The organism is Pseudomonas baltica, assembly GCF_014235765.1.
Taxonomy (GTDB): domain Bacteria; phylum Pseudomonadota; class Gammaproteobacteria; order Pseudomonadales; family Pseudomonadaceae; genus Aquipseudomonas; species Aquipseudomonas baltica.
The window spans coordinates 19305-35017 of record NZ_JACMYH010000009.1 but is presented as its reverse complement, the minus strand read 5'-3'; the positions used below and the strand labels follow the sequence as shown (position 1 = coordinate 35017).

12 protein-coding genes are annotated in these 15713 nt (G+C 61.3%); 3 read left to right on the top strand and 9 right to left on the bottom strand.

Annotated features, from left to right (window positions below; all coding sequences use genetic code 11):
- The first annotated feature begins 110 nt into the window (after window positions 1-110).
- The 3 genes from rpsO to H7993_RS19495 all read left to right on the top strand — a co-directional run bounded on the left by rpsO (window position 111) and on the right by H7993_RS19495 (window position 3408).
- Entirely contained in the window at window positions 111-380 is a 270-nt protein-coding gene (gene rpsO, locus H7993_RS19505; RefSeq protein ID WP_043190760.1) for a 30S ribosomal protein S15, read from the top strand.
- 251 nt (window positions 381-631) lie between these two features.
- A complete protein-coding gene (gene pnp / locus H7993_RS19500) occupies window positions 632-2737 on the top strand; it encodes a polyribonucleotide nucleotidyltransferase (protein ID WP_122480180.1) in 2106 nt (701 codons plus the stop codon).
- Between the two features lie 320 nt (window positions 2738-3057).
- Window positions 3058-3408 (top strand): BON domain-containing protein, encoded by a 351-nt coding sequence (locus H7993_RS19495; RefSeq protein ID WP_185795384.1) that lies wholly within the window; start codon window positions 3058-3060, stop codon window positions 3406-3408.
- Window positions 3409-3506: 98 nt separating this feature from the next.
- On the opposite strand, the gene H7993_RS19490 is transcribed toward H7993_RS19495, so the two are convergent.
- From H7993_RS19490 to H7993_RS19450, 9 genes are all read right to left on the bottom strand, one after another.
- Window positions 3507-3812, bottom strand: coding sequence for a DUF2845 domain-containing protein (locus tag H7993_RS19490; RefSeq protein WP_185795383.1), 306 nt, complete (start codon window positions 3810-3812; stop codon window positions 3507-3509).
- Window positions 3809-6718 (bottom strand): DUF748 domain-containing protein, encoded by a 2910-nt coding sequence (locus H7993_RS19485; RefSeq protein ID WP_185795382.1) that lies wholly within the window; start codon window positions 6716-6718, stop codon window positions 3809-3811. The genes H7993_RS19490 and H7993_RS19485 overlap by 4 nt, the downstream gene beginning before the upstream one ends.
- A 113-nt stretch (window positions 6719-6831) precedes the next feature.
- On the bottom strand, window positions 6832-7848 hold the full coding sequence (locus H7993_RS19480) for a class I SAM-dependent rRNA methyltransferase (protein WP_185795381.1): 1017 nt from the start codon (window positions 7846-7848) through the stop codon (window positions 6832-6834).
- Window positions 7849-7958: 110 nt separating this feature from the next.
- On the bottom strand, window positions 7959-9623 hold the full coding sequence (gene pgi, locus H7993_RS19475) for a glucose-6-phosphate isomerase (RefSeq protein WP_122480175.1): 1665 nt from the start codon (window positions 9621-9623) through the stop codon (window positions 7959-7961).
- 219 nt (window positions 9624-9842) lie between these two features.
- Entirely contained in the window at window positions 9843-10712 is an 870-nt protein-coding gene (gene panC, locus H7993_RS19470; RefSeq protein WP_185795380.1) for a pantoate--beta-alanine ligase, read from the bottom strand.
- Window positions 10709-11509 carry a 3-methyl-2-oxobutanoate hydroxymethyltransferase gene (panB, locus tag H7993_RS19465; protein WP_185795379.1) on the bottom strand — a complete coding sequence of 267 codons (801 nt, stop codon included), beginning with the start codon at window positions 11507-11509 and terminating at the stop codon, window positions 10709-10711. Before panB ends, panC begins: the two co-directional genes overlap by 4 nt.
- A gap of 200 nt (window positions 11510-11709) precedes the next feature.
- Window positions 11710-12186 (bottom strand): 2-amino-4-hydroxy-6-hydroxymethyldihydropteridine diphosphokinase, encoded by a 477-nt coding sequence (folK, locus tag H7993_RS19460; RefSeq protein WP_185795378.1) that lies wholly within the window; start codon window positions 12184-12186, stop codon window positions 11710-11712.
- A gap of 2 nt (window positions 12187-12188) precedes the next feature.
- Entirely contained in the window at window positions 12189-13568 is a 1380-nt protein-coding gene (locus H7993_RS19455; protein WP_163007663.1) for a polynucleotide adenylyltransferase PcnB, read from the bottom strand.
- 707 nt (window positions 13569-14275) lie between these two features.
- Window positions 14276-15709, bottom strand: coding sequence for a sigma-54-dependent transcriptional regulator (locus H7993_RS19450; protein ID WP_185795377.1), 1434 nt, complete (start codon window positions 15707-15709; stop codon window positions 14276-14278).
- Window positions 15710-15713: the final 4 nt, after the last annotated feature.

Sequence of the window (15713 nt, the reverse complement as noted above, 5' to 3'; positions counted from 1 at the left end):
GGTCGAGGACGGCTGTCAACAGGCACGGTCGCGCCTCTTCTCATGAAAACAGGGTTTTGCCCTGGCCTGTTGGACACTGCATGCAGTGCCCTTGATAGTGGAGATGCCTCATGGCTCTTAGCGTTGAAGACAAAGCTCAAATCGTTGCCGACTACCAGCAAGCCGTTGGTGATACCGGTTCGCCAGAAGTGCAGGTTGCACTGCTGACGCACAACATCAACAAGCTGCAGGGTCACTTCAAGGCCAACGGCAAGGACCACCACTCGCGTCGTGGCCTGATCCGTATGGTCAACCAGCGCCGCAAGCTGCTGGATTACCTGAAGGGCAAGGACGTCACCCGTTACAGCGCCCTGATCGGTCGTCTGGGTCTGCGTCGCTAATAGCGGCTCGACACGCGGTGACAAGCGTGGTTTGCCATGTTCGCAGGCCTGGGCTCAAGCCCGGGCCTGCGAGGGCGCCACGCGCAATCCTGAGGTTGGTTGTCTGTCGTACCCCAGCGGGTTTTCCGCGGGGGCGGGCAGGTTTCCAGCCTCAAGTTGTATCTGGACGGTCAACGGGGCCGATTCCCCGCTCTGCCCAAGAATTTCGCAAGAAACCAGTTCCCCCAAGAGCCAACAGAAGGTAGGAAACCGTGAACCCGGTAATCAAGACGTTTCAATTCGGTCAATCGACCGTAACCCTCGAAACGGGCCGTATTGCCCGTCAAGCCTCCGGCGCCGTGCTGGTCACCGTCGATAACGACGTGACCGTACTGGTGACCGTGGTAGGTGCCAAGCAAGCCGATCCAGGCAAAGGCTTTTTCCCGCTGTCCGTGCACTACCAGGAAAAGACCTACGCTGCCGGCAAGATTCCCGGTGGTTTCTTCAAGCGTGAAGGCCGTCCTTCCGAGAAAGAAACCCTGACCTCGCGTTTGATCGATCGCCCGATCCGTCCGCTGTTCCCCGAAGGCTTCATGAACGAAGTGCAGGTCGTCTGCACCGTCGTTTCCACCAGCAAGAAAACCGATCCGGACATCGCTGCGATGATCGGTACCTCGGCGGCCCTGGCCATTTCCGGCATTCCGTTCGACGGCCCGATCGGCGCTGCGCGCGTGGCCTTCCACGAGAGCACTGGCTACCTGCTGAACCCGACCTACGAGCAGCAGCAGGCTTCGAGCCTGGACATGGTCGTGGCCGGTACCAAAGACGCCGTGCTGATGGTTGAATCCGAAGCCAAAGAGCTGACCGAAGACCAGATGTTGGGCGCCGTGCTGTTTGCCCACGATGAGTTCCAGTCGGTCATCAAGGCCGTCGGCGAGCTGGCTGCAGAAGCCGCCAAGCCTACCTGGAGCTGGACCCCGAAAGCATGGAACACCGAGCTGCTGGGCGCGATCCGTGGCGAATTCGGCGATGCCGTTTCCCAGGCCTACACCATCACCGTCAAGGCCGATCGCTACGCCAAGCTGGGCGAGTTGCGTGACCAGGTGATCGCCAAGTTCTCCGGCGAAGAAGGCAAGCCGACCGCAGCCGAAGTGAAGGAAATCTTCGGCGAGATCGAATACCGCACCGTTCGTGAAAACATCGTCAACGGCAAGCCGCGTATCGACGGTCGCGACACCAAGACCGTGCGCCCGCTGAACATCGAAGTCGGTGTTCTGCCGAAAACCCACGGTTCGGCCCTGTTCACCCGCGGTGAAACCCAGGCGCTGGTCGTGGCGACTCTGGGCACTGCCCGCGACGCTCAGTTGCTGGACACCCTGGAAGGCGAGAAGAAAGACCCCTTCATGCTGCACTACAACTTCCCTCCGTTCTCGGTGGGCGAGTGTGGTCGCATGGGCGGCGCGGGTCGTCGTGAAATCGGCCACGGCCGTCTGGCCCGTCGTTCGGTACAGGCCATGCTGCCGGCCGCCGACGTGTTCCCGTACACCATCCGCGTGGTATCGGAAATCACCGAGTCGAACGGTTCCAGCTCCATGGCGTCGGTCTGCGGTGCTTCCCTGGCCCTGATGGACGCCGGTGTGCCGATGAAGGCGCCGGTTGCCGGTATCGCCATGGGCCTGGTCAAGGAAGGCGACAAGTTCGCCATCCTCACCGACATCCTCGGTGACGAAGACCACCTCGGCGACATGGACTTCAAGGTAGCCGGTACCGCCAAGGGTGTTACCGCGCTGCAGATGGACATCAAGATCAACGGTATCACCGAAGAGATCATGGAAATCGCCCTGGGCCAGGCGCTGGAAGCGCGCCTGAACATCCTCGGTCAGATGAACCAGATCATCGGCACTTCGCGTACCGAGCTGTCGGAAAACGCGCCGACCATGATCGCGATGAAGATCGACACCGACAAGATCCGCGACGTGATCGGCAAGGGTGGCGCCACCATCCGCGCCATCTGCGAGGAAACCAAGGCTTCGATCGACATCGAAGACGACGGTTCGATCAAGATCTTCGGCGAATCCAAGGAAGCGGCTGAAGCAGCACGTCAGCGCGTTCTGGGTATCACCGCAGAAGCCGAGATCGGCAAGATCTACGTGGGCAAGGTCGAGCGCATCGTTGACTTCGGTGCCTTCGTCAACATCCTGCCTGGCAAGGACGGTCTGGTTCACATTTCGATGCTCAGCGATGCGCGCGTCGAGAAAGTGACCGACATCCTTAAGGAAGGCGAAGAAGTGGAAGTACTGGTACTGGACGTGGACAACCGCGGCCGTATCAAGCTGTCCATCAAGGACGTTGCTGCTGCAAAGGCTTCGGGCGCCTAACCTCGCCGGCTTGAAAAAAAGAGTCCTTCGGGGCTCTTTTTTTTCGACTAGAGTTTGCTCAGTAGCCTGGGGTTTGTTCAAAGTGCCCATTCAAGGCGTTCAGAAACGCCAGGGAACTTTTGCGAACTTGCAACTTGCACGCAAAATTACCTGCAGACGTGCAAGTTGCACGAATGGCTTTTTTTGTAAGAATCTTAACTGATTGATAATAAAGGACTTTATCTGTGTTGGTGGGTTGGCATGAGGTCTGCAATATACTTGTCACCTGCAGCCAAGACATTAAACGTCTGCAGACCTTTTAAAAAACAGGAGTGACTCGTATGAAGAAGTTCGCTATTGCTGCCGCTGCTGCTACCGCGCTGACCTTGACCATGGCCAACGCTGCTTTCGCTCAACAGTCCACCCAGGCTCCAATGGTTGTTGCTGCTAGTAACGTGACTGAAGCCAAAGAAGCAACCTCTGACACTTGGATCACCACCAAGGTCAAATCCGATCTGGTTACCGAAAAAGGCATCCCAGGCACCGACATCAAGGTCGAAACCAACAAAGGTGTGGTTTCCCTGTCGTCGACCGTTGCTGTGACCGACGCTCAGAAGGCTACTGCCGTACGTATCACCAAGGCCATCAAGGGCGTGAAAGCTGTCTCCGCCGATGGCCTGAAAGCCGAGTAAGTTTCATGCGAAGGCCACAGGGATGTGGCCACTGAGAGCCCCAGCGCCATGCGCCGGGGCTTTTTTTATGGGCGTTGTTCATGCGCTCGAATGATGCGTCAGTTGCGGCTGCTTTCGATCTGCACCAGTTTGCTGCCGACGAACTTCAAGTATTGGCTCATACCATTGGAAGGTCCGTACACCCACTCTTCAATCGGCAGTTCGACGCGTCGATTGATCGGCCCCGAGCGTTCGTAGCCCGTCTGCGCCTTACTGGCAGGCGCACCACATTTCTGCTCTACCTGAACCGTGCGATCGTTCAGCGACACCAGGGTGTTGCCACAGCGCATCGTCGAGGCGGCGTTGGCTGTGTTGCACAGCGCCAGCAGCAATGGCACGCAGGTCATCCAAGTCAATTTGTTCATTCGGCATCCAGATGCAGGGGGGTGATGATGCGCCCATCTTTTTCGGCCTGGCCCAGGGCTGCATCGATGAAGTACACACGCTCGTCCGCCAACTGGCCCTTGTCGACCAGAAAGTCCTTGATGCTGCCTGCACGGGCCTGCCCCAGCTGACGCAGCAATGCATTGTTCGAAGCCCAGGACTTGAGCACCGCTTCACGTAGCTTGTCGGTGCGAACCTTGCTTTCCAGCTGTTGCCATTCCACCGGTGGCTGACCTTTGAGCCGGGTACGGTAGATGGCTTCGAGCATTGCCGGCTTGTCGTCGTCAGGCACTTGCATCTCGGCTGCGGTGGCGGGGACTTTGTCGCCACGGCGCTGGGCCATTTTATAGTAGGTGCTTTGGTATTCGCGCTCCAGGCGTTGCTGCGCAATGAGCGGGCCGTCGCTGGCCTGGGCGCTGGTACCTTCGATTTCCAGGCGCAGGGTCGGGCGCTCCTTCAAGGCCGCCGCCAGCTTCACCAGGGCCGCCTGGGCCTCTGCGCTCAATTCGTCCGAACCTGGGCGGAACGACACGGTGCTCAGGTCTTCCGAGCCGCCGCCACTGACCAGTCCACCAATGAACTTGAACGGCGCCTGAGCGGCACGAACCATCAGGTTGCGCAGGGTCTGCCAGACGATCGGCATGACGCTGAACTGCGGGCTGTTCAGATCGCCGCTCACCGGCAGTTCGATGGCGATTCTGCCTTGGGAATCCTTGAGCAGCGCGATGGCCAGGCGCAGCGGCAGATCGACCGCATCCGGGCTGTCGACCTTGTCGCCCAGTTGCAGCTGTTCCACCAGCAGCTTGTTCTCTGCCTTGAGCTGGCCTTTGGTGATCAGGTAGTGCAAGTCGAGGTTCAGACGGCCCTTGCGGATGCGATAGCCGGCGAACTTGCCCGAATAGGGCGTCAGGGTGGTCAGCTCCACGCGTTTGAAGCTGGTCGTGATGTCCAGGCTGGCCATCGGGTCGAACGGATTCAGCGCACCGGCGATGGTCACCGGCGCATAGCGGTCGACCTTGCCCTGGATGTCGATGCGTGCCGGCTTGGCCTGACGGTTGTCGATCGTACCTATGCGCCCGTTGAGTTGCTGAACGGCCGTGGCAAAGTTCGGGGTGAGGCTGAAGTCGGCAAAGTTGGCCGAGCCATTGTCGATGTCCACGGAGCCGATGCGAATACCGAGAGGTTTTTCGGCACCTGCGGGTTTCCCCGAGTTGACCGAGTTGGCGGGCTGCGGCGGTTGCGGAATCAGCAGGTCGTCGATATTGGTGGTACGGTCCTCGTTGATCATGAAGCGCGCGTAGGGCTGTTGCAGCTGCACCCGCTCGATCTGCAGGCGATCGCCGTGGCGGTAGTCGAGACCGTCGAGAGTCAGGTGCTGCCATTTGACGAAATCGCGCTCCTTGAGCGTATCGAGCGTGTGCAGCTGATCGATTTCGACGCGGCCGGACACCGTCATCGCCAGCGGTTCAGTGCTGTTCAGTTGCACAGCGAGATCGCTGTCGAGCATGCCGCTGCGCAGTTCCAGGCGAATCAGCGGGCTGATGTAGGCCTGCGCGACACGCAGGTCGATGTCCTGGGTGCTGACCTTCAGGCGTGCGCCAACCGGAGCCAGGCTGACCTCGCCGCTGGCCTGCAAGTGACCTTGCTTGCCCAGCCCGGTGTCCAGCTTGAGGGTGAAGGGAGCGCCGTTGAGGCTGTCGAAATCACGCAGATCCAGGTTGAGGGGCCCGAGCTCCACCGCCACGTTGTCGGTCGGCACACGGTCCGCCAGATGCACCCGGTAGTCACGCAACTGCACATCCTTGAGCAACACCTGCCAAGGCTTGGCTGACGCGGCTGCCGTCTTGCTGGCGGCCGGCGTCTGTGCCTGCACCTGCGCCGTCGTCGGGCTGGCGAACAGCTTTTGCCAGTCGAGCTGTCCATCCGCCTCGCGGGCGGCCCAGGTTTCCAGGCCGTGACTGCGTATCTGACCAACCCTGACCAACTGCTTGACCAGATCCACCGATGTATCGCTGACCTCAAGGCGTTCGAGCCGTACCAAGGGACGGCCATCGGGAGCGGCGATCGCGAAGGGCGCAACGGTGAGGGCCACCTTGTCCAAGGTGAGTTCGGTCTGCTTGGCCAGGTTCAGGTTGTAGTCGGCACTGAGGGTGAACACGCCCTTCTCCAGGGCCAAGGGCACGCTGTCACGCACGTACGGCCACCAGACGCTCATCTGCGCATCGGTCACCTTCAGTGAGCCTTGGGAAGACACCGGGCTCAGGCCAATACGTCCGCGCCAGTCGATACGCCCGCCTTGGGGGCTGTTGGCTACCAGCGTCATGTCGGCATGATCGTCCGGTAGCGTGCTGAGGTTCTGCAGCTCCAGATTCATCGAGTCGTAGAGAAACTCGATCGGCTGGCTTGGGCGCAAGTCCTTGAAATGCAGATAGCCGTCAACCAGTTTGATACTGCCGATGCGCAACGCGAAAGGTTCGGACGGTGCGTCCTGCACAGCCGGGTCGCTGGCGGGAAGCTTGAACAAGCCGCTCAAGTTGAGCTTGCCGGTCTTGTCGAACAGCACTTCGGTGCGAGGCTTTTCCAGCTCCACCGCAACCAGATGCAGCGCGCCGGTCCACAGGCTGTCCAATTGCAGATTGGCGTACAACCGCTCGAAACCGATCTGCTCGGCGCCGGGTTCACCGATCTTCAGCCCCCACAGGGTCAGCTCGAGGCTGAACGGATTGAATTCCAGGCGCTGCAGCTGAGCAGGAACAGTGGAATAGTCTGCCAGCTGCTGATTGGCAACCCGCAGGGCGATGCCGGGCAGGATCAGGAAGCCGAGCAGAGCGTACAGCGCTACCAGCGCCACAAGGGTGGCGGCGGTGCGTTTCAATCCTTTGGACATGGAAAAGAGGCCATCTGACGTGATCGGAGGTGCTTGGAGTATGGCACGTCAATGCGGTTCCTATGACTCAGGCCGCGTAAGTCATGGAATTTTCACCAGTTGCTGTAGGAAAACTAGAAATTCAGGATCAGCGTCTTCAACGGCGGCTGGCCGTCGCTGGAAGGGAAATCGGCCGCCGGGCCCATTACCGAGCATTCACGCACGGGCCGCCCGGCTTTCTCGGCACAGCGCAACACCTGATCACGCCAGTCGTCGAGGCTGACCTTGGCCAAATTGTTACAGCAGACCAGTACACCGCTGTCGGCCGTGGCCAGGATCGCGGGCTTGAGCAGGCTCTGGTAGTCGCGCAGCAGATCGACCGTGCCGAACGCACTCTTTGCCCAGGCGGGCGGGTCCAGAAAGACCAGATCGTACTGGCGTTGTTGCAGGCGCGGGTAGGATGGCAGCTTCTGCCCGCGACGCGGGGTGATGGGCAAACCAGCCAGTTGGCGGATGGCGGGAAAGTAATCCGACTGGATGAATTGCATGGGCGCAAGGTCGGGGTTCAGTGCACCGTTCTCGGCGCCGACTGCCAGGTTGCCTTCGGCAAAATCCAGGTTGCACACCTCGCGGGCGCCGCCTGCTGCTGCGCTCAGGCCCACGCCGCAGGTGTAGGCGAACAGGTTCAATACGCTTTTGCCAGCACTGTGTCGCTTGACCCAGCCGCGCGCGTTGCGCAGGTCGAGAAACAGCAACGGGTCCTGCCCGGGATGCCGTCCGCGCACGCGATAATTCAAGCCCCATTCGTGTCCGATCATGTCGGCCAGCGCCGCGTCTTCGGCACGATACACCGTGTCTTCCCGATCGATCCGCGAGTTGCCCCGCGAACGGTCGTTGTACACCAGCAGCAGCGGCGTCTGCAGGTGTTGCTCGACGGCGCCGTGCAGGGCCAGCAGATCTTCGCGTGTCAGCGTCTGATGGAAGCTTTGGATCAGCAATTGCGGACCATAGCGGTCGACGGTCAAGCCACCGGCGCCTTCCTGGCTGCCATGGAACAGGCGATAGCAATCAGTGCCCTGTTCATGCAGTTGCTCGAGCAGCGAGGAGCGGACGTCGAGGGCGGCGCGCAGCGCCTGGATCAAAGCGGACATGCACGGAGCCTGACGCAAAAAGAAGGGAGGCAATTCTACATCAATTGCCCGGTGCAACGGGGTATCGAACCACCGCGACGCTGGCTTGCAGCGCCGCGGGGTATCCAGGGTCAGCCGCGATGACGACCGCGGAAATAGTTGATCAGGCCCTGGGTAGAGGCATCTTCGGCCAGCGATTCGTTTTCGCCGATCAGGCGCTGGTAGACGCCCTTGCCCAGCTCCTTGCCCAGTTCCACGCCCCACTGATCGAAAGCATTGATGCCCCACAGCACGCTTTGCACGAACACCTTGTGCTCATACATGGCTACCAGGGCGCCGAGGCGACGCGGGCTGATGCGCTCGACCACCAAGGTGTTGCTCGGACGGTTGCCGGGAATGACCTTGTGCGGGGCCAGCTTCTGCACCTCGTCTTCGGCCATGCCGCGCTCGCGCAGTTCGGCTTCGGACTCGCTGCGGCTCTTGCCCAGCATCAGCGCCTGGCTCTGCGACAGGCAGTTGGCGAACAGCCACTGGTGATGATCGGCGACCGGATTGAAACTCACCACCGGGACGATGAAGTCGGCCGGGATCATGTGGGTGCCCTGGTGCAGCAACTGGTGATAGGCATGCTGGCCGTTGCAGCCCACGCCACCCCAGATGACGGGGCCGGTGTCGATGTTCACCGGCGTGCCGTCCTGGCGCACGCTCTTGCCATTGGACTCCATGTCCAATTGCTGCAGGTGTTTGGTGATGTTGCGCAGGTAGTGGTCGTACGGCAGGATCGCGTGGCTCTTGGCATCCCAGAAATTGCCGTACCAGACCCCCAGCAAGGCCAGCAACACCGGCATGTTCTGTTCGAACGGCGCCGATTGGAAGTGCTGGTCCATGGTGTAGGCGCCCGACAGCAGCTCCTTGAAGTTGGCCATGCCGATCGACATCGCAATCGGCAAGCCGATGGCCGACCACAGCGAATAACGCCCGCCGACCCAGTCCCACATCGGGAAGATGTTTTCTTCGCGGATCCCGAATTCGACGGCTGCGGCATTGTTGCTCGACACCGCGATGAAGTGGCGGTAAAGCTCGGCTTCCGAACCGCCCTGGGCCAGGTACCAGCCACGCGCAGCCTGGGCGTTCTTCAGCGTTTCCAGAGTGCTGAACGATTTCGAGGAAACGATGAACAGAGTGGTCTCGGCACGCAGCTTGGCCGACAGCTCGTGGAATTCGCTGCCATCGATGTTGGCCAGGTAGTGGCAGCGCACGCCTTTCTGGGCATACGGCAGCAAAGCTTCGGACACCAGTTCCGGGCCGAGGAAGGAGCCACCGATACCGATGTTCACCACGTCGGTGATCGGCTTCTCGGTGTAGCCACGCCACAGGCCGTCATGGATGCGCGTGACCAGCTCGGTGATCTGGTTGAGCACCTTGTGCACGTCTGGCATCACGTTGACACCGTTGACATTGAGCTTGTCGCCCACCGGGCGGCGCAATGCGGTGTGCAACGCCGGACGGCCTTCGGAAGCGTTCAGCAGTTCGCCGGCAAACATCGCCTTGATCGCGCCTTGCAGGTCTACTTCGTTGGCCAGTTGCACCAGCAGATCGCGGGTCTGCGTGTCGATCAGGTTTTTCGAATAGTCGAGGAACAGCCCGCAGGCGCTCAGGGAGAAATGCTCGAAGCGCTGAGGGTCGGCATTGAAGGCATCGCGCATGCTGAAGTCTTGCATGGCAGCGCGGTGCTGGGTTAGCGCCTGCCAAGCGGGCAGGGTGGTCACGTCATGCGGGGTTCGGTAGTACGCCATCGCTGCAAATTTCCTTTTTCTTGAACTGCGTTTGGACATTGGAACGCTCGGCCGGTTGCGTGCCTGCTGCATCGAAAGATCCGGCAGGCGGCCAGGGTGGTTGCGGGCCGCTGATCGGCTGCCAATGCACGGTTCGGACGCTGCACCACCTTAAACCGCCGCGCGCGTTCTGTCTGCGCCTAGTGAACGATGCGCGAGGGACTTTCAGGCTGTCGCGGTTCAGCTGTGTTGAGTGTCGTGATCGAGGTCCAAGTGCAGGTTGTCGATCAGTCGTGTGGTACCCAGATTCGCTGCGAGCAGAATCACCAGGTCGCGGTCTTCGGCAGTGGCCGGACGCAGGGTCACCGCATGCCGGATTTCCAGGTACTCAGGAGCGAAGCCGGCTTGGGCAATGACCTGCTTGGCATGGTCCAGCAGCAGCGGGTAATCGCGACGGCCCTGGCTTATCTGCGCCGCGACCTGGCTGAGCACCTGATACAGCAGAGGTGCCTGGGCACGCTGCTCCTGGCTCAGATACCCATTGCGCGAAGACAGCGCCAGGCCGTCTTCGGCACGCACGGTCGGCTCGCCGATGATCTGGATAGGCATATTGAGGTCGCGTACCAGCGCGCGAATCACGGCCAGTTGCTGGTAGTCCTTCTGGCCAAACACGGCAAGGTCCGGCTGGACCATGTTGAACAGCTTGCTGACCACCGTGGCCACGCCTTCGAAATGGCCTGGACGAGTGCTGCCGCACAAGCCCTCGGACAATTGCGGAACGCTCACTCGGGTCTGCCCGGCCATGCCGTCGGGGTACATTTCCGCTGCCGATGGTGCGAACAGCAGGCTGCAGCCTGCCTGCACCAGCCGTTCCTGATCGGCCGCCAGGGTGCGCGGGTACTTGTCCAGGTCTTCGCCGGCGCCGAATTGCAACGGGTTGACGAAGATACTCGCCACGACGAAATCGACACGCTGGGTAGCCTTGGCGACCAGCGCGGCATGACCGCTGTGCAGGTTGCCCATGGTCGGCACCAGGCCGATACGCTTGCCTTCGCCACGGGCACGGGCCACGGCGGCGCGCAGTTCTCGTACGGTCTTGACGGTGTTCATGAGGCGAATCCATGTTCAGGTGCGGGGAAATCCACCGCCTTGACGGCGGCTACGTAGGCGCGCAGTGCGCCTTGAATATCGCTCTGCCCGGTCATGAAGTTTTTCACGAACCGCGGCACGCGGCCGCTCAGGGAGAGCCCGAGCATGTCGTGCAGAACCAGCACCTGGCCGTCGACCGCACTGCCGGCGCCAATGCCGATCACCGGCACTTTCACTGCCTGGGCAATATCGGCAGCCAACTCGACGGGCACGCATTCGAGCAGCAGCATGGCCGCTCCGGCCTGCTCCAGGGCGATGGCGTCGGCACGCATCTGGCGTGCCTGGATGTCCTGGCGCCCTTGCACCTTGTAGCCGCCCAGCAGGTTCACCGATTGCGGGGTCAGCCCCAGGTGGACGCAGGCTGGAATACCGCGCTCGGCCAGCAGGCGCACCGATTCGGCGAGCCAGGCGGCGCCTTCGAGCTTGACCATGTGCGCCCCGGCCTGCATCAACAGTGCACTGTTGGCCAGGGTTTGCTCGCAGGTGGAATAAGCCATGAACGGCAGGTCGGCAACGATGAAGGCCCCCTGGTTGCCACGTTTCACACAGCCGACATGGTAGGCCATGTCCGCCACGGTCACCGGCAAGGTACTGTCATGCCCCTGCAGCACCATGCCCAGCGAATCCCCCACCAACAATACTTCGACGCCGGCCGCGCAGGCGGCGTGGGCGAACGTCGCGTCGTAGCAGGTCAGCATGGTGATCTTTTCGCCCTTGAGCTTGAGGCTCTGCAGGGCGGTCAGGGTGAGTTCGGGCATGAAAAGTATCCTCGGGCTGGCGCTGTGTCGACACAACATCATCTGTCGTGATGTTTGGAAACCCACTCATAAAGGTTGGTTTCGCGCCGTTTGGCACCTCGGGGGTGCAACGGGCCGCCTATAGTCGTGAGCACGACCGGGGAAGTCAATTGGGTTGACGGCTTCTGCGCGAACAGAGCCTGCGAAGAGGCCTGCCTGCGCTACAGCCTCTCCAGCCCTGCGAACGGGCAGGCAGCCAGCAGCTCGCGCAGGCTGCGGCCGTCCGCCAGCATGAAGCCCTCTTCAACCACTTCGGCCAGCGGATACAGCACGAATGCACGGGCTTGAAGGTGGTAGTGCGGCACTTGCAAACGAGGCTCGTCGATCACCCGGTCGGCATAGGTGATGATATCCAGGTCCAGGGTGCGCGGCCCCCAGCGCTCGGCACGCTCGCGGCCCTGCTCGTTCTCGATCGCCTGCAGCGCATCGAGCAGCGGCAGCGGCGCCAGCCCGGTGTCCAGGGCTGCTACGGCATTGCTGTAGCGCGGCTGGCCGGGCAGCAGTGAATCGCTGGTGTAGAACGAAGAAACCGCTGCCAGCGTGGTGTCCGGCAGTGCGGCCAGGGCCTGCAGGGCCTCATGCAATTGCCGTTGCGGGCTATCCAGATTGCTGCCCAGCCCGATGTGCACGCGCACCATGCTTATTCGTCGCCCTCGGCGCGCTTGCGCTTGGTGCCGGTACGGCGACGCTTGCGTGGTGCACCTGATTCGTCCTTGCCGCCCAGGTCCGCGATCATCTCGCGGCGCTGACTGTCGTTGCAGTCCTGATAGTCGGTCCACCACTCACCCAGGCCTTCGGTCTCTTCGCCGGCTTTTTCGCGCAGCAGCAGGAAGTCGTAGCCGGCGCGGAAGCGCGGATTGTCGAGCAACAGGTCGGCACGCTTGCCGCTGCGGCGCGGCAGGCGCTCCTGCATGTCCCAGATCTCGCGAATAGGGATGGTGAAACGCTTGGGAATGGCGACGCGCTGACATTGCTCGGCAACCAGCTCATGGGCCGCCTCCTGCATTGCCGGGATCGGTGGCATGCCACGGCTCTGCAGGCGCAGTACGCGTGCCGGCAACGCCGGCCAGAGCAGGGCGGCGAACAGAAAGGCCGGCGTCACCGGTTTGCCCTGCTTGATGCGCAGGTCAGTGTTGCGCAGCGCCTCGCTGATCAACGTATGGGTGTAGGTCGGCGTGTCTTCCAGCGCCTGCGTGGTCGCCGGAAACAGCGAATCGAACAGGTGCAGGTCGACCAGCATCTCGAACGTGTCGGCGGCATGGCCGGACAGGAACAGCTTGAGCACTTCCTCGAACAGACGTGCCGACGGTATCTCGCGCAGCATCGGCGCCAGCTCGCGAATCGGCGCAGCCGTGTGCTTCTCGATGCCGAAATCCAGCTTGGCGGCAAAGCGTACGGCCCGCAGCATGCGCACCGGATCTTCCTGATAGCGCTGAGTTGGATCACCGATCAGGCGAATCAGGCGGTTGCGCACGTCGTGTACGCCATTGGCGTAGTCCAGGATGCGTTCGCTGACCGGGTCGTAGTACAGGGCATTGATGGTCAGGTCGCGGCGCTGGGCGTCGTCCTCCAGAGTGCCGTAGACGTTGTCGCGCAGGATGCGTCCGCTCTCGCTGCTCGAGGAGCGATGCACGTCCTGTTCGTCGTCTTCTTCCGGGTGATTGGCGCGGAACGTCGCGACCTCGATGATCTCGCGGCCGAAATGGATGTGCACGAGCTTGAAGCGTCGGCCAATCACTCGCGCATTGCGAAACTCGGCCCGTACCTGTTCGGGCGTGGCGCTGGTAGCGACGTCGAAATCCTTGGGCACGATGCCCAGCATGAGGTCACGTACGCAACCGCCTACAAGATAGGCCTGGTAGCCAGCAGTCTGCAGGCGTTCGACGATGCCCACGGCGTGGCGGCTGAACTGGCTGCGCTGCAGCGAGTGTTGGCCAGCATTGAGCACTTCGGGCGTGGTACGCCGGTGCTGCGGATGACGCGCGGGAGTATTCAAAGACTTGAACAGCTTCTTCAGCATGGGATGCACTGTTTGAAGGGATTTTCGGCCATATACGAAGAACGACCGCATGATGGGCGGGGATTCTAGCATTTAGTCGAGGGATGGTGTAGGAGGCTGCGCCGGTCGGCACAAGCGGCAGGACAAAAGCCGGAAACTACAAGGGGAGCCGAAGCTCCCCAAGAAGTAGTTGCGTGCTCTGTTTTTGTTTTTTGTCGGGCTTTTTGTTTTTGTTGAGTGCCCTGCCCACCGAACCTGGGTTCGGGGGTGTCTCCCTATTCGGGAGCAAGAGCAAACGGATTGCTTTGGTCGCTGTGCTGTGATGATCAATGTGATCCAACCAGTTCTGGCATCTGCTTCAAAGCAGTTGTTGTAGTTCTCTGCCTGGCTGCGGGTTTCCCCAAAAACAACGCCTCTCCAAAAGAATCAGTTAGCTGCGCCTCCGCCGTGTTGTTCTTGTTATGCGTGAGTCGATTCGTCTTGTTCTTGTTATGAGTTTGCTTGCTTGTTGTTGTTCTTGTACCAGAGATATAGCAGGTCCCATGCCAACTTTTGCAAACCCCTCAAGAACGGGGCTTTGCGAGGAGGAGGGCGGTGATCGAGGGCTGAAATTGACCCTGTATTCGTTACCGATGGAACCGTGTCTTGTTACGTCGCAGGCCTAGGGTAACAGTTTGTCACGGCTACCCGTCAACCCGCGCAAACCCGCGGGCTAGAGCTGAAACGTATCAGCTTTCGCTGGCCACGCTCGACTTGCGCCGTGGAATCCCCAGGCGCTGACGACGCTCCCACAGGCATTTGCGACTGACGCCCAATTTGCGCGCCAATTCGGTCTCGGTCATGTGGTCTTGATGCTCCAGCACGAAGTGCTGGAAATAGTCTTCCAGGGAAAGATCTTCGGTGGGATCGTGGGCCGTGTTGTTTGCCGCGTTCTGCTGGGATGGCAGGCCGACGAAGTCATCGGTGTCCTGCAGGTCGGCAAGTTCGATGTCGATGCCCAGCAGTTCGGCCGATATCTCGGTGCTCTCGGTCAGGATCACCGAGCGCTCGACGGCGTTCTCCAGTTCCCGCACATTGCCGGGCCAGGAATACTGGCGGATGGCCTGTTCGGCATCGGCGGCAAAGCGCAGGTCGGTCCGCCCGATCCGTGAGCTCTGGCGAATGAGGAACGCCTTGGCAATTTCGCCGACATCGGCGCCGCGCTCGCGCAGGGGCGGCAACTTCAAGGCAATCACGTGCAGCCGGTAGTAGAGGTCTTCGCGGAACTGCCCCAGCTTGGCCAGGCTTTTCAGGTCCCGGTGGGTTGCGGCAATCAGGCGAACGTCGACTTTCTGCGACTGCACCGAGCCTACGCGGCGAATCTCGCCTTCCTGCAGCACCCTGAGCAAGCGCGCCTGGGCCTCGAGAGGCAACTCGCCGATCTCGTCGAGAAACAGCGTTCCGCCATCGGCAGCCTCGACCAGCCCGGCGCGGCCGGCGCTGGCGCCGGTGAAGGCACCTTTCTCGTGACCGAACAGTTCGGATTCGATCAGGGTTTCCGGGATCGCCGCACAATTCACCGAGATCATCGGTGCCTTCGCGCGCCGGGACAGGTTGTGCAGTGCCCGCGCGACCAGCTCCTTGCCGGTGCCGGACTCACCCTGGATCAGTACGTTGGAATCGGTCGGGGCGACCTTGCGGATCTTGCTGTAGAGGTCCTGCATGGGCGGGCAGGAACCAATGATACCGATATCGCCATTGGCATTCTGCGCGGCGGGCTTTTCCGCGCCGGCCTTGTTCGCCGGGCGCTCCACCGCTGCCGCGGGTGCGTTGTGGCGATCGCGCAAGATACGCGCGGCGGCCTGGAGCATTTCATCGTGGTCGAAGGGCTTGGCGATATAGTCGACCGCGCCCATTTTCATCGAGTCCACTGCCGAGCGCAGGCTGGCATAGCTGGTCATGATGAGCACCGGGGTGCCCTCGCCCAGCTTGATCAATTCGGTGCCCGGTGCACCCGGCAGGCGCAGGTCGCTGATGATCAGGTCGAACGATGCGATGCTGAACCGCTCCTGCGCTTCCTGCACGGAGCCGGCCTCACTGACCTGATACTGGTTGCGTTCGAGCAGGCGACGCAGGGCAGATCGAATGATGGTTTCGTCTTCGACGATCAAAATATGCGGCATTGAT